The following is a 14,022-nucleotide window of genomic DNA, read 5'->3' on the forward strand; positions in this document are numbered from 1 at the left end:
AAAATCATGCAGCAAAAGAAAAGTGATGTCTGGGTCGGCCTGTTTGTGCTGATCGGTGCTCTGGCCCTGGTGTTCCTGGCCTTGCAGTCGGCCAATCTGCTGAGTCTGAATTTCCAGAAGACCTATGCGATCACGGCGCGTTTTGACAATATCGGCGGACTCAAGCCCAAGGCGGCGGTCAAGAGCGCCGGCGTGGTCGTGGGCCGTATCGAATCCATTACCTTCAACGACCAGACCTTCCAGGCCGACGTGGCCATGAGCATGGAAACCCGTTACGCCTTTCCCAAGGACAGCTCGCTGAAAATTCTGACAAGCGGCCTGCTGGGTGATCAGTACATTGGTATTGAAGCGGGCGCCAGCGAAGAGAACCTCAAGGCAGGCGACCGTGTGACGGCCACCCAGTCTGCCGTGGTGCTCGAGAATCTGATCGGTCAGTTTCTCTACAGCAAGGCGGAGCAGGGTGGTGATTCCGGCGCTGCCGCAGGCAACGGGGGAGCGAAAGAATGATGACTACAACAAGCCCACAGACGAAATTGACGTCAGACGAGAACCAGGCGCTCAGGCGCGTTGCGCTGGCAGCCAGCGTTTCCGTAGCCGCACTGCTGTCCGGCTGCGCCACCACCACGGGCCCTGCCAACCCTGCCGATCCGCTGGAGTCCATGAACCGCAGCATCTATTCCTTCAATGAAGGCGTGGACGAGGCGGTCTTCAAGCCCGTGGCCACGGCCTATCAGACCGTGACGCCGCGTGTGGCGCGTCAGGGCGTGACCAACTTCTTCGACAACCTCGGCGATGCTTGGTCCTTCGTCAACAATGTGTTGCAGGGTCAGGGTCAGGGGGCTTACAACTCCATGGTGCGCTTCAGCGTGAACACGGTGCTGGGCATAGGTGGTCTGTTCGACATCGCCAGCGAGGCTGGCATCGAGCGCCATAAGCAGGACTTCGGCCAGACTCTGGGTCGCTGGGGCATGCCCACGGGGCCGTATCTGGTGCTGCCTTTCTGGGGGCCGTCCACGGTGCGAGATTCGGCCGGCCTGGTGGTCGACGCCTTCGGCTATCCTGCCAACTCCATGGATGACGTGCGCTGGCGCAACAGCCTGTTCGGTCTGCGCATGGTCAACAACCGTGCCAATCTGCTCAAGGCCGGCGATGTGCTGGACTCCGTTGCGCTCGACAAATACAGCCTGGTGCGCGATGTCTATCTGCGCTCACGCATTGGCGGCGCGGCGTCCGGCGGCGATGGTCGCCTCGAAAACTATGATGACGACAACGCCGGCAAGCTGCCCCCGGAAGGCCAGTGAGCCGGTAGAGCTTGGTTACAAACATGATGCACAGGCTGCGCGAGTGCGGTGACACTTGCGGGCCTAGGAGAAAAAACGCAATGAAGATTACTCGTCGCATGTGGGGAATGGCAGCAGGTGCTGTGCTCGCTCTGAATTTGGGGCTACCCGCAGCCCAGGCTGCTGAGGAAGCTCCCGATGCACTGGTCAAGCGCGTCTCTGCCGATGTGCTGGAGACCATCAAGAAGGATGCCTCGCTGCGCAACGGCGATTCCAGCAAGATCAATGCACTGGTCAACGACAAGGTCATGCCCTATGTGGACTTTCGCCGCATGACATCGGCCGCTGTCGGTCCGGCCTGGCGTCAGGCCACGCCCGAGCAGCGCCAGAAACTGCAGGATGAGTTCAAGGCCCTGCTGATTCGCACCTATGCGGGGGCCCTGTCCCAGGTCGGCGATCAGACCATTACCGTCAAGCCTGTGCGCATGGCAGCCGGCGACACCGACGTGCTGGTGCGTACCCAGGTCAACGGCCGTGGCGACCCCGTGCAACTGGATTTCCGTCTGGAAAAACAGGCCACGGGCTGGAAGCTCTACAACTTCAACGTGCTCGGTGTGTGGCTGGTGGAAACCTATCGCAACCAGTTTGCGCAGGAAATCAATGCCAACGGCATTGACGGCCTGATCAAGACCCTGGCCTCGCGCAGCTCCATGCCGGCCACGGCGAACAAGTAAGCAAAGCGCTTCAGACGTCATGGCTCGCTCAGCTAGCAACCCTCTGCAACTGCCCAAGGAACTGACCTATCGTCAGGGGCGCGACTGTCTGCTGCGCCTGCGCCCGCTGGTCACGGGCCATGCGGATGCACAGGTGGTGCTGGATGCCAGTGCCGTCAAGGTGTTTGACTCGGCGGCTCTGGCCGTGCTGCTGGCCTGCCGGCGTGCTGCCCAGGAGGCGGGCAAGCAGCTCGTCGTCGAGGGTCTGCCCAAGGGCCTGCAGTCCATGGCCGCGCTGTATGGCGTGGACGGCTTGCTGATGCCCGCTCCCGTGCCCGATGCGGCCGCCACCGCTCAGCAGGGCTAGGCTGACGAATCACTGTGTCCGGCTAAGCCCCGCCAAGGCAGAGGCTGTGGGCAAGCCCTAGAATCATGGGCTCCATGTCCGCAGTCTCATTCCAATCCGTCTCCAAGACCTACCGTACCCCCAAAGGGGATTTTCAGGCCCTCAAATCGGTGAGCCTGGATATCGAGGAAGGTGAATTCTTCGGTCTGCTCGGCCCCAACGGCGCCGGCAAGACCACGATGATCAGCATCCTCGCCGGACTGGCTCAAGCCACGGGCGGGCGCGTGCTGGTGCAGGGCAGCGATGTGCAGGCGAACTACGCCGATGCACGCCGCAAGCTGGGCATCGTGCCGCAGGAGCTGGTGTTCGACCCCTTCTTCAATGTGCGCGAGGCCTTGAAGTTCCAGTCCGGATATTTCGGCGTCAAGAACAACGACGACTGGATCGACGAGCTGCTCGACAGCCTGGGCCTGACGGACAAGGCCCACAACAATATGCGCCAGCTCTCGGGCGGCATGAAGCGCCGCGTGCTGGTGGCTCAGGCCCTGGTGCACAAGCCGCCCATCATCGTGCTGGACGAGCCCACGGCCGGCGTCGACGTGGAGCTGCGCCAGACGCTGTGGCATTTCATTGCCAAACTCAACAAGCAGGGCCACACGGTTCTGCTGACCACTCACTATCTCGAAGAAGCCGAGGCGTTGTGCAGCCGCGTGGCCATGCTCAAGCGCGGCGAGATCATCAAGCTCTCGCCCATGAGCGAGCTGCTCAAGTCGGCTTCCAGCAATGTGTTGCAGTTCAAGACCGATAGCGCCCTGCCCAAGGCCGTGGCCGCCAGAGCACGTGTTACCGGTCGAATCGTGCAGATTCCCGCCGCCCATGCAGTCGATGTGGAGCAACTGCTGGCCGCCTTGCGCGAGGCGGGTGTGACCCCCGAGGATGTGGAAATCCGCCGCGCGGATCTGGAAGATGTGTTCATCCACATCATGAATGAAGGCTCCAGGACACAGGCTCCTGCAGGAGGTGTCCAATGAACGGCTGGCAGACCCTGCTCAAAAAGGAAGTGCTGCGCTTCTGGAAGGTGAGCTTTCAGACCGTGGCCGCACCGGTGCTCACGGCCGTGCTGTATCTGCTGGTTTTCGGCCATGTGCTCGAAGGCCGGGTCATGGTCTACGACCGCATCCCCTACACCGCGTTTCTGATTCCCGGCCTGGTGATGATGAGCATGCTGCAGAACGCGTTTGCCAACAGCTCGTCCAGCCTGGTGCAGAGCAAGATCATGGGCTCGCTGGTGTTCGTGCTGCTCACGCCGCTGTCGCACTGGGCCTGGTTCAGCGCCTATGTGGGAGCGGCCATTCTGCGCGGCCTGCTGGTCGGTTTGGGCGTGTTTGTGGTCACCTTGTTCTTTGCCGTGCCCGATTTTGCCGCGCCGCTGTGGATTCTGGTGTTCGGCTTTCTGGGCTGTGCCCTGATGGGCACGCTGGGCCTGATCGCCGGTCTCTGGGCCGAGAAGTTCGACCAGATGGCAGCTTTCCAGAACTTTTTGATCATGCCTCTGACCTTTCTGTCCGGCGTGTTCTATTCCGTGCACTCGCTGCCCGGCTTCTGGCAGGCGGTCAGCCATGTCAACCCGTTCTTCTACATGATCGACGGCTTCCGCTATGGCTTCTTCGGCCAGAGCGATGTCTCGCCCTGGCTCAGCTTCGCCATCGTGGGCGCTGCCTGGCTGGCTGTGAGCGCGCTGGCCGTGCACCTGCTGCGTATCGGCTACAAGATTCGTAACTGATTTTTAGAATTGACGCGGGGCTGCTTGCGAGACAATGACCGGTTTCGCCAGCTTTGCGCTTAAAGGTTCCCCATGACTGCAGACCAACTCAAAGACCTGATCGCCGCCGGCCTGCCCTGCGAGCATATTGCGCTGGAAGGTGACGGCCGACATTGGTTTGCCACCATTGTTTCTGCACAGTTTGAAGGCCAGCGTCTGCTGGGCCGCCAGCGCCTGGTCTATGCCACGCTGGGCAACCGCATGGCCACCGATGAAGTCCATGCCCTGTCCATGAAGACCTACACCCCGGCAGAATGGGCTGCTGCCCAGGCTTGATGCGAGTCGAGACGCAAGATTGATAGCCGTCAGCACTTGCTACATAAGCGCTGAGTGCATTTTTTACATATAAACATTCAAGGCTTGAAGCCATGGACAAACTCAAGATCCACGGTGGTCGTCCCCTCAAGGGCGAAGTAATCATTTCCGGTGCCAAAAACGCCGCTCTGCCTGAAATGTGTGCCGCACTGCTCACGGCCGAGCCCGTGCATCTGCACAATGTGCCGCGTCTGCACGATGTGGCCACCATGCGCAAGCTGCTGGCCAACATGGGTGTGCAGACCGAAACCCATGGCGAACGTGGCGGCATGAGCTTTGTGGCACCCGACAGCCTGGTGCCCGAAGCGCCTTACGAGCTGGTCAAGACCATGCGCGCCTCGGTGCTGGCCCTGGGTCCGCTGCTGGCCCGCTTCGGCCACGCCAAGGTGTCGCTGCCCGGCGGCTGCGCGATCGGCTCGCGCCCCGTGGATCAGCACATCAAGGGCCTGCAGGCCATGGGTGCCATCATCACCGTGGAAAACGGCTATATGCATGCCAGCCTGCCCGAAGGCTGGAAGCGTCTGAAGGGCGCACGCATCACCACCGACATGGTGACCGTGACCGGCACCGAGAACTTCCTGATGGCCGCTGCGCTGGCCGAAGGCGAGACGGTGCTGGAAAACGCCGCCATGGAGCCCGAAATCACCGACCTGGCCGAGATGCTGATCAAGATGGGGGCCAGGATCACCGGTCACGGCACCAGCCACATCGTGATTCAGGGCGTGGACAAGCTGCATGGCTGCGAGCATCAGGTGGTGGCCGACCGTATCGAGGCCGGCACCTTCCTCTGCGCCGTGGCGGCTACCAGCGGTGAAGCCTTGCTGCACCACGCGCGTGCCGACCATCTGGGCGCGGTGATCGACAAGCTCAAGGATGCGGGCGTGAGCGTGGAGTGCGTGGATGGCGGCCTGAAGGTGGCGTCCTCCGGCAAGCTCAAGGCCCAGGGCTTTCGCACCACCGAATATCCGGGCTTTCCCACCGATATGCAGGCCCAGTTCATGGCGCTGAACCTGGTGGCCGAAGGCACCAGCATGGTGACCGAGACCATCTTCGAGAACCGCTTCATGCATGTCAACGAGATGGTGCGCCTGGGCGCGCGCATCACCACCGACGGCCGCGTGGCGACCATCGAAGGCGGCAAGCGCCTGTCCGGTGCCACCGTGATGGCGACCGACCTGCGCGCTTCGGCCAGCCTGGTGATTGCCGGTCTGGTGGCCGAGGGCGAGACCATCGTCGATCGCATCTACCACCTGGATCGTGGCTACGACCGCATGGAAGACAAGCTGCGCGCCCTGGGCGCCGATATCGAGAGAATTTCCGCATGAGCACCGCAACGCCTGTGACCATAGCCCTGTCCAAGGGCCGCATTTTTGAAGAAACCGTGCCCCTGCTGGCCGCCGCTGGCATAGCGGTGACCGAGGATGTGGAAAAGTCGCGCAAGCTGATTTTCGACACCAACCGTCCCGATGTGCGCGTGGTGCTGGTGCGTGCTTCGGACGTGCCCGTCTATGTGCAATATGGCGGCGCAGACCTGGGCGTATCGGGCCTGGACTCGCTGATCGAGCATGGCGGCCAGGGCCTGTACCAGCCGCTGGACCTGCAGATTGCCAAGTGTCGTGTCAGCGTGGCCGTGCGCAACGGCTTCGACTATCAGCTGGCCGTCAAGCAGGGCGCGCGTCTGCGCATCGCAACCAAGTACCCCGAGATTGCCCGCAACTTCTTTGCCAAGAAGGGCGTGCACGTGGACATGGTCAAGCTCTACGGCTCCATGGAGCTGGCGCCGCTGACCGGCATGGCCGATGCCATCGTCGATCTGGTGTCCACCGGCAACACGCTCAAGGCCAACGATCTGGTCGAGGTAGAGCCCATCATGGACATCAGCTCGCGTCTGGTCGTCAACCAGGCTTCGCTCAAGCTCAAGCAGGCTCCGCTGCGCCACATCATCGATGCGTTTGCGCAGGCCGTTGCCGCCAAGAACAACTGATTTTTCCTACTGGTAAATACTATGGAATTCGTAGCTGCCCCCGCCCGTCTGTCAACCGCTGATGCCCAGTTCGAGCATGATTTTGCGCAGCGTCTGCATTGGTCGGCGGACACGGATGCAGCCATCGAGCAGCGGGTGGCCGACATCCTGGCCGATGTACAGCAGCGCGGCGACGCCGCCGTGCTTGAATACACGGCACGCTTTGACGGCCTGCAGGCCGATTCCATGGCTGCGCTGGAGCTGACCAAGCAGGAGCTGAAAGCCGCCTTCGAGAGCTTGCCGGCAGCCGAGCGCGAAGCGCTGGAGTCGGCGGCGCGCCGCGTGCGCAGCTATCACGAGGCGCAGAAAAAGGCCAATGGTGAGAGCTGGAGCTACCGCGACGAAGACGGCACGCTGTTGGGCCAAAAGGTCACGCCGCTGGACCGCGTGGGCATCTACGTGCCGGGCGGCAAGGCCGCCTATCCGTCCAGCGTGCTGATGAACGCCATTCCCGCCCATGTAGCCGGTGTGCAGGACATCATCATGGTCGTGCCCACGCCCCAGGGTCAGAAGAACCCGCTGGTGCTGGCTGCTGCCTATGTGGCTGGCGTGCACCGCGCCTTCACCATCGGTGGCGCCCAGGCCGTGGCAGCCCTGGCCTACGGCACGGCCACCGTGCCCAAGGTGGACAAGATCACCGGCCCAGGCAATGCCTATGTGGCCAGCGCCAAGAAGCGCGTGTTCGGCATCGTGGGCATCGACATGATTGCCGGTCCTTCTGAAATCCTGGTGCTGGCCGACGGCACGACACCACCCGACTGGGTGGCCATGGATCTGTTCAGCCAGGCCGAGCATGACGAGCTGGCACAGTCCATCCTGCTGTGTCCCGATGCGGCCTATATCGATGCCGTCCAGGCCGCGATCGACCGCCTGCTGCCCGAGATGCCGCGCAAGGCCATCATCGCCAAGAGCCTGAGCGATCGCGGTGCGCTGATTCTGACCAAGGACATGGAAGAGGCTTGCGCGATCAGCAATCGCATCGCGCCCGAGCACCTGGAAGTCTCCAGCCGCGACCCGCACCGCTGGGAGCCTCTGCTCAGGCACGCCGGCGCCATCTTCCTGGGCGCCTACACCTCCGAGAGCCTGGGCGACTACTGCGCCGGCCCGAATCACGTGTTGCCCACCAGCGGCACGGCGCGCTTTTCCTCGCCGCTGGGGGTGTACGACTTCCAGAAGCGCAGCTCCATCATCGAAGTCAGCGAGTCCGGTGCCCAGATCCTGGGCAAGACCGCCGCCGTGCTGGCCTATGGCGAAGGCCTGCAGGGTCATGCCAGGGCTGCCGAAATGCGCCTGAAGTAAATCCGCCGGTGCTTGCCCATCAGCTGTGGCCCGTCCACGGCTTTTTTCATTTACGGGCAGGTCGGCATGCCCCCCGTTTCGGGGCAAATCATCTCCAGATGTTTCATGGTGCGGGAATGTTCGGATTTGCTGTGACACTCGGCGGGCTGCGTGGCAGCGCAGCATTTAATAGCCAATCACAACAAGGGAGCGTGAAGATGAATCAGGTCATGAGTTCCTGGCAGCAACGCGGCTGGCGGCTGCTGGGCGGATTGCTGCTGATCGCGGGGCTGGCCGCGTGCGGTGCACCGCCTTCGGCGCAGGATGCCTTGCAGGTCGCTGAGAGCGCATCGGCAGCGCCGCGCACGCCCAGGGTCGAGTCCACACTGGGCACGCAATGGGGGGAAGGGCGAGAGTCGGTCACCCGGACCGTGGAAGCCGCGCGCCTGGATCCCGAACGCCCGCGCACCGTGGCACAGCTGCGCTACTCCGATGAGGCCAGCATCCGCCGCGCCCTTGGGCGCAGCATTGATCAGCAGCTCAGCGTGCAACTGGCCGACGGCGATGTGGAGTGGGTTGTGCAGGACGGGCAGGGCCGGCCGCTGCCCATCTACACCATGCGCGGAGCTCGGGACTATCAGTTGGCCGGCCGTCATGGCGAGCGCTACGAGCTGGTCTACAGCAACCGCAGCCAGCGTCACTATGAGGTCGTGGTCACGGTGGACGGCCTGGATGTGCTCACCGGCCAGGCCGGCAGCGTGCGCAATGCCGGCTATCTGCTGCGCCCCGGCGAGACCCTGCGCATCGAGGGTTTTCGCAAGAGCCAGCGTGAAGTGGCGGCCTTTCGTTTTGCCAGCAAGGAGCGCGCCTATGCCGGCAATACCCCGGCTGGCGACGCGCTCAACGTGGGCGTGATCGGAGCGGCCCTGTTCGAAGTCCGCCTGCAGGGGCGCGATGCCGCTCGGCCTGCGCCAGAGCCCCGCGGCGCGGCCGAGCCTGCGGCTTTTCCCGCCGACGGCAGATATGCCCCGCCGCCGCAGTACCGGCGCTGAGGGCTGCGGCGCTGCCGCCGCAGCGCATGTCAGATTCGCCTGCTGAACTGGCCTAATCCGTCGTCGTCATAGAACTCCAGCCAGAGGCTTTGGGCCGGCGCTGTGTCACCTGCCTCGAAGACCGCCAGCGAAATGCTGTGCGGAGCTGCGCTTTCGTTGCCAGGAACGAAGCAGAACTGGCTGCCGCTCCAGTGCTGCAGCACATAGGTCTGGGCTTGCGGGCCTATGCTCAGCTGCAGCCGGTTGTCGACGAGGCTGACCTGCACCGGGCCATGGTAGGCGTTGTCATAGCTTCCCGCATAGCGCTGCAGCGCGCCCGGAGGCTGGGGCGCAGACGGGGGCTGCTGGCCCAGCAGGGAGCCCGTGGGCGCCATCAGCGGAGCGATCTTTTCGCTGTACAGCGACCACCAGTCCTGCGTGAGGCGGCCGGTTTCCATCAGGTCCACGAACTGGCGGCACAGGGTTTCGGGAACGCCTATGGGAATGCCGTTGGTGAGCACGATGACGGCGGCGTCCAGCGAGGGGATGAGCATGAAGCAGGTGGCCGCACCCAGCATGAAGGCGCCCGAATGGCTGAGGAACTTCAGCCCGCCATCGGTCGCTGCGACATTGAAGCCGAAGCCGTAGTGCCCTCCCGGCGCCTGGGCCTGCCAGGCGGCTTGCAGGGCTGCAGGGGCGACCAGTTGCTGTCCCTGCCAGCGCCCCTGCGCCAGCAGCAGAGACAGCCAGCGCGCCATGTCGTTGACGCTGGAGCTGGCGCCGCCGGCCGGGGACTGGGGGTCGGCATTGCGCGGCGTGCCACGCTGCCAGCTGCCGTCATCGGCGCGTACATGGGGGCTGGCACGGTTGGCCTGCTGCATGAATTCGGCATAGACCGATGTGGTTCGCGTCATGCCCAGAGGCGCATACAGGGTCTGGCGCGACAGACTCGCCCAGTCGGTATTGGCAGCGCCTGCGACGCCCACCGCGGCGGCGGTCAGCCCGGCATTGGTGTAGGCGTACTCGCTGCGCAGCGGCTTGACGGGCAGCAGGCGCAGCCGCTCCAGCACCACCTGCTGGCCGTTGCCCAGCTCCTCGAGCTTGTCGCCCGCATGGTCGGGCAGGCCGCTGCGGTGGGCAAACAGATCGCCCACGGTCAGCACCGCGCTGCTGCCCGGATTGCGCAGCGCAAACCAGGGCAGCAAGTCCTGCATGCGGCTGTCCCAGGAGACCCGTCCCTGGCCGACCTGGCGCGCCACCACGGTGGCGGCCAGGGATTTGGAGACCGAGGCCAGCTGGAACACGGTGTCGGCATTCACGGCCGCACTGCCGCCGGTCTCGCAAAGCCCCAGGCCTTGGGCGGCAAGCGTTTGCGCGCCCTGGACCACGGCCCAGGCCATACCCGGAACACCGCTGACACGGCGCAGCGTCGCGGCCAGCTCGGGCAGTCGCCGGGCTGCCTCCGCGGCGCTCAGACCTTTTGCCGGCCCATCGTCTCCGCCGCAGCCCGCCAAAGCCAGCCCGGAGCCGGCCGCGATGCCCAGGCCGGCTCCGGCGCGGACGGTGCGATCGAGCATCTGGCGTCTGGTCCATGCAGTCTTGGATGGTTGGCTCATGATTTCTCCTCCCGGTTGGTGGGTCTGCGCTTGCAGAGGGGCAAGTTTCTGGCGAACTGCTTTTTGCTCCGCAGTATGGATTCCTGCAGGCCATTCTGGCAATTTGAAATTTCACACGAATTTCGTGTTGCACGAAATTCGTGTACCATGCGAGGCATGAAGAACGTCACCATCACCGTCGAAGACAGCGTGCTTGACTGGGCGCGCATTGAAGCGGCCAGGCGCGGCAGCAGCGTCTCGCGCATGCTGGGTGACTTCATGGCCGAGCTGATGCAGCGCGAGGATGCCTACGAGCGTGCCTATCTGGCCTGGCGCACGGATGAGCGCACCTGGCAAGCTGCCGGCCAGTCGGCCAAATCCGTGGCGCGCAGTGCCAGCAGCAAGCGTGCTGCAGTGCAAAGCAATGCCGAAGCCGAGGTGGCCAGGTGAACCCCGTATTTGTCGATACCTCGGTGCTGATCGCCGCGGAAGATGCGGCCGGCGGTGCGCTGTATGCGGCCACGCTGGAATGGCTGGATCTGCTGTGGCGCAGCCGTAGCGGCCGCACCAGCAACCAGGCGCTGGTGGAGTTCTATGACCAGGCGACCACGGCAGCCTTGCCCCTGCCTCAGGGCGATGCCCGCGCAGCCATCCGCCGCTACCAGACCTGGACGCCCTGGAAGACCGACGCCGCCACGCTGGAGACGGCCTGGGCCGTGCAAGCCCGCCATGCGCTGGACTTTGGCGACTGCCTGGCCGTGGCCTGCGCCCAGCACAGCGGCTGCAACCAGATGCTGAGCCTGCATCTGCCTCATGGGGCGGAGTTTGGCGGCGTAACCGTGGTGCACCCGCTGGAGCAAGCCGCCACGCAGAATCTTGAGGCTTGAGCGCCAGAATTGCAGCGATCGGTATCGACTGCATTGGCCAACGCAAGCCTTGTGTGAAGGAGTGAACCCATGACTGCTCAAGACATCCAGACCAAAGCCCTGCAACGCATTCGCGCCGATGTACGCGCCATGCAGGGCTACCATGTGCAGCCCGCGCAAGGCCTGCTCAAGATGGACACGATGGAGAATCCCTACCGCCTGCCGCCCGAGCTGCAGAAAAAGTTGGGCGAGCATCTGGGCGGCCTGGAAATCAACCGCTACCCCGGCGAGCGCCAGGAAGTGCTCAAGCAGATGCTGGCCGACTACGCCGGTGCTCCGGCCGGCACATCGGTGCTGCTGGGCAATGGCTCGGACGAGATCATCACCCTGCTGGCGCTGGCCACGGCCCAGCCTTGCAACAATGCCCGCGCCAAGATGCTGGCGCCCATGCCGGGCTTTGTGATGTATCCGCTGTCTGCCAAGCTGCAGGGCCTGGATTTCGTGGGCGTGAATCTGACGAACGACTTCGACCTGGACGTGCCGGCCATGCAGGCCGCCATTGCCGAGCACCAGCCTGCCATCACCTATATCGCCTATCCCAACAATCCCACCGCCACGCTGTGGGCCGAGGACAAGGTTCAGGCCGTGATCGACGCCGTGGCCGAGGTTGGCGGTCTGGTCGTGATGGACGAGGCCTACCAGCCCTTCGCCAGCCGCAGCTGGATCACCCGCATGAAGGCCGACCCCGCGCGCAACGCCCATGTGCTGTTGATGCGCACTCTGTCCAAGTTCGGTCTGGCCGGTGCGCGCCTGGGCTATCTGATTGGCCCTTCGGCCATCGTCAACGAGATCGACAAGGTGCGCCCGCCCTACAACATCAGCGTGCTCAACTGCGAGACGGCGATTTTTGCGTTGCAGCACGAGTCCCTGTATGCCGAGCAGGCCGCCGCCATCCGCGCCGAACGCCAACCGCTGATCGATGCCCTGGCCCAGCTGGACGGCGTGCAAAAAGTCTGGCCCTCCGAAGCCAATATGGTGCTGCTGCGCGTGCGCGATGCCGGCAAGGCCCAGATCGAGATGAAGCAGCGCGGCGTGCTGGTCAAGAACGTATCGGCCATGCACCCCTTGCTGCACAACTGCCTGCGCCTGACCGTGGGTACCCGCGAAGAAAACGCCCAGATGCTGGCGGCACTGAAAGAAAGCCTATGAGCAATATCGTCCCCTCCATCGCCCAGAACCTGCCGCGCATTGCCGAAGTGCAGCGCAACACGGCCGAGACCCGCGTCGCCGTGCGCGTCAACCTCGACGGCACGGGCAAGGCCAGCCTGAACTCCGGTATCGGCTTTCTCGACCACATGCTGGACCAGATCGCGCGCCACGGCCTGATCGACATGGATATCGAATGCGCGGGCGATCTGCACATCGACGGCCACCACACGGTGGAGGACATCGGCATCACCCTGGGCCAGGCCTTCGCCAAGGCCATCGGCGACAAGAAAGGCATTCGCCGCTACGGCCATGCCTATGTGCCGCTGGACGAAGCCCTGAGCCGCGTCGTCATCGACTTCTCGGGCCGTCCCGGTCTGCACATGGATGTGAAGTTCACGGCCGGCAGCATCGGCCAGCTCGACACGCAACTGGTCTTCGAATTCTTCCAGGGCTTTGTCAACCACGCCGGCGTGACCCTGCACATTGACAACCTCAAAGGCTTCAACGCCCACCACCAGTGCGAAACCATCTTCAAGGCCTTTGCGCGCGCCCTGCGCTTTGCACTGGAGCATGATGAGCGCATGGCCGGCGTGATTCCCTCGACCAAGGGTGCTCTGTAATCAGGAGCGTCTTGCGCCTATTTAAACTGCACTTCAAAGCTGTTTGTCTTTAAAAACCAATCTCCATAAGCGGTAGCTGCTATGAGTTTGAAGAACAACACCGTGGCCGTGGTCGATTACGGCATGGGCAATCTGCGTTCGGTCTCGCAGGCGGTGCGTACGGCCGCAGCCGATACCGGCTGGGACGTGGTCGTCACGGCCGATCCCGATGTGGTCCATGCCGCCAACCGCGTGGTCCTGCCCGGTCAGGGGGCCATGCCCGACTGCATGCGCGAGCTGCGCGAATCGGGCCTGCAGCAGGCCGTGCTCGATGCCGCCGTCAACAAGCCGCTGTTCGGCGTCTGCGTGGGCATGCAGATGCTGCTCGACCACAGCGACGAAGGCGATGTGCCGGGCCTGGGACTGATTCCCGGCAATGTGCGCAAGTTCGATCTCGAAGGAAGGACGCAGGCCGACGGCAGCCGTTTCAAGGTGCCGCAGATGGGCTGGAACCAGGTGCAGCAGACACAGCAGGGCGGCAAGCCCCATGCGCTGTGGGCCGGAATTCCCGACGGCAGCTTCTACTACTTTGTGCACAGCTTTTATGCGCAGGTGCAACAAAGCGCGCATTGCGCGGCCGAGACCGACTATGGCGGCCTCTTTGCATGTGCCGTCGCACGCGATAATATTTTCGCAACCCAGTTCCACCCCGAGAAAAGCTCGGATCAGGGACTGGCGCTGTTCCGCAACTTCCTGGGCTGGAAGCCCTAAGGGTCAATATTGAACCAGTCTTTGCGCGCATCGCATCCCTGGCTTGGGCGGTCTGCAGCGTTGCAAATCCTCGCCGGGCGATCAGCCCGGCTGTGGTTTGCGCCTCGCAGCCCATCCCAATCCAGTGCGCGCTGCATCGCGGGGCTTGTTCACTGTCAACCCGATTTTTCAACC

The 14,022-nt window shown here is 63.6% G+C and carries 17 protein-coding genes; 16 read left to right on the forward strand and 1 reads right to left on the reverse strand.

Features of this window, described 5'->3' with window-relative positions:
• Positions 1-6: 6 nt before the first annotated feature.
• From mlaD to MPZ60_RS03790, 11 genes are all read left to right on the forward strand, one after another.
• Complete coding sequence (mlaD, locus tag MPZ60_RS03740) at positions 7-507, forward strand: outer membrane lipid asymmetry maintenance protein MlaD (protein WP_034357454.1); 501 nt, start codon at positions 7-9, stop codon at positions 505-507.
• The gene (locus MPZ60_RS03745) at positions 504-1,301 is read left to right on the forward strand and encodes a VacJ family lipoprotein (protein ID WP_034357456.1); all 798 of its coding nucleotides are present in this window, start codon (positions 504-506) and stop codon (positions 1,299-1,301) included. The genes mlaD and MPZ60_RS03745 overlap by 4 nt, the downstream gene beginning before the upstream one ends.
• An 80-nt stretch (positions 1,302-1,381) precedes the next feature.
• Positions 1,382-2,014, forward strand: a complete 633-nt coding sequence (locus MPZ60_RS03750; RefSeq protein WP_034357457.1) for a phospholipid-binding protein MlaC — start codon at positions 1,382-1,384, stop codon at positions 2,012-2,014.
• Positions 2,015-2,033: 19 nt separating this feature from the next.
• Positions 2,034-2,360, forward strand: a complete 327-nt coding sequence (locus MPZ60_RS03755; protein ID WP_034357458.1) for a lipid asymmetry maintenance protein MlaB — start codon at positions 2,034-2,036, stop codon at positions 2,358-2,360.
• 74 nt (positions 2,361-2,434) lie between these two features.
• Positions 2,435-3,370 carry an ABC transporter ATP-binding protein gene (locus MPZ60_RS03760; protein ID WP_034357700.1) on the forward strand — a complete coding sequence of 312 codons (936 nt, stop codon included), beginning with the start codon at positions 2,435-2,437 and terminating at the stop codon, positions 3,368-3,370.
• Positions 3,367-4,122, forward strand: coding sequence for an ABC transporter permease (locus MPZ60_RS03765; protein WP_003058656.1), 756 nt, complete (start codon positions 3,367-3,369; stop codon positions 4,120-4,122). Before MPZ60_RS03760 ends, MPZ60_RS03765 begins: the two co-directional genes overlap by 4 nt.
• 72 nt (positions 4,123-4,194) lie before the next feature.
• Positions 4,195-4,437 carry a BolA family protein gene (locus MPZ60_RS03770; RefSeq protein ID WP_003062090.1) on the forward strand — a complete coding sequence of 81 codons (243 nt, stop codon included), beginning with the start codon at positions 4,195-4,197 and terminating at the stop codon, positions 4,435-4,437.
• Between the two features lie 92 nt (positions 4,438-4,529).
• Positions 4,530-5,801, forward strand: coding sequence for a UDP-N-acetylglucosamine 1-carboxyvinyltransferase (gene murA, locus MPZ60_RS03775; RefSeq protein WP_034357460.1), 1,272 nt, complete (start codon positions 4,530-4,532; stop codon positions 5,799-5,801).
• Complete coding sequence (gene hisG, locus MPZ60_RS03780; protein WP_003062096.1) at positions 5,798-6,460, forward strand: ATP phosphoribosyltransferase; 663 nt, start codon at positions 5,798-5,800, stop codon at positions 6,458-6,460. The genes murA and hisG overlap by 4 nt, the downstream gene beginning before the upstream one ends.
• A gap of 21 nt (positions 6,461-6,481) precedes the next feature.
• On the forward strand, positions 6,482-7,798 hold the full coding sequence (gene hisD / locus MPZ60_RS03785) for a histidinol dehydrogenase (RefSeq protein WP_034357462.1): 1,317 nt from the start codon (positions 6,482-6,484) through the stop codon (positions 7,796-7,798).
• Between the two features lie 98 nt (positions 7,799-7,896).
• Positions 7,897-8,829: a hypothetical protein gene (locus MPZ60_RS03790; protein ID WP_034357464.1), complete on the forward strand. Its 933-nt coding sequence runs from the start codon at positions 7,897-7,899 to the stop codon at positions 8,827-8,829.
• 29 nt (positions 8,830-8,858) lie between these two features.
• Here the strand turns inward: MPZ60_RS03790 and MPZ60_RS03795 are convergent, their stop codons facing one another.
• Positions 8,859-10,424: a serine hydrolase gene (locus MPZ60_RS03795; RefSeq protein WP_034357466.1), complete on the reverse strand. Its 1,566-nt coding sequence runs from the start codon at positions 10,422-10,424 to the stop codon at positions 8,859-8,861.
• Between the two features lie 156 nt (positions 10,425-10,580).
• On the opposite strand from MPZ60_RS03795, the gene MPZ60_RS03800 reads away from it, so the two are divergent.
• From MPZ60_RS03800 to hisH, 5 genes are all read left to right on the forward strand, one after another.
• Positions 10,581-10,853 (forward strand): hypothetical protein, encoded by a 273-nt coding sequence (locus tag MPZ60_RS03800; protein ID WP_034357468.1) that lies wholly within the window; start codon positions 10,581-10,583, stop codon positions 10,851-10,853.
• Positions 10,850-11,290 (forward strand): PIN domain-containing protein, encoded by a 441-nt coding sequence (locus tag MPZ60_RS03805; protein ID WP_003058641.1) that lies wholly within the window; start codon positions 10,850-10,852, stop codon positions 11,288-11,290. Before MPZ60_RS03800 ends, MPZ60_RS03805 begins: the two co-directional genes overlap by 4 nt.
• Positions 11,291-11,359: 69 nt before the next feature.
• Positions 11,360-12,478, forward strand: a complete 1,119-nt coding sequence (hisC, locus tag MPZ60_RS03810) for a histidinol-phosphate transaminase (protein ID WP_034357470.1) — start codon at positions 11,360-11,362, stop codon at positions 12,476-12,478.
• Positions 12,475-13,098 carry an imidazoleglycerol-phosphate dehydratase HisB gene (gene hisB / locus MPZ60_RS03815; protein WP_034357473.1) on the forward strand — a complete coding sequence of 208 codons (624 nt, stop codon included), beginning with the start codon at positions 12,475-12,477 and terminating at the stop codon, positions 13,096-13,098. The genes hisC and hisB overlap by 4 nt, the downstream gene beginning before the upstream one ends.
• A gap of 81 nt (positions 13,099-13,179) precedes the next feature.
• Positions 13,180-13,848 carry an imidazole glycerol phosphate synthase subunit HisH gene (hisH, locus tag MPZ60_RS03820; protein ID WP_034357476.1) on the forward strand — a complete coding sequence of 223 codons (669 nt, stop codon included), beginning with the start codon at positions 13,180-13,182 and terminating at the stop codon, positions 13,846-13,848.
• The last annotated feature ends 174 nt before the right edge of the window (positions 13,849-14,022 follow it).

Source organism: Comamonas sp. 7D-2, from assembly GCF_022749555.1.
Classification (GTDB): domain Bacteria; phylum Pseudomonadota; class Gammaproteobacteria; order Burkholderiales; family Burkholderiaceae_C; genus Comamonas; species Comamonas thiooxydans.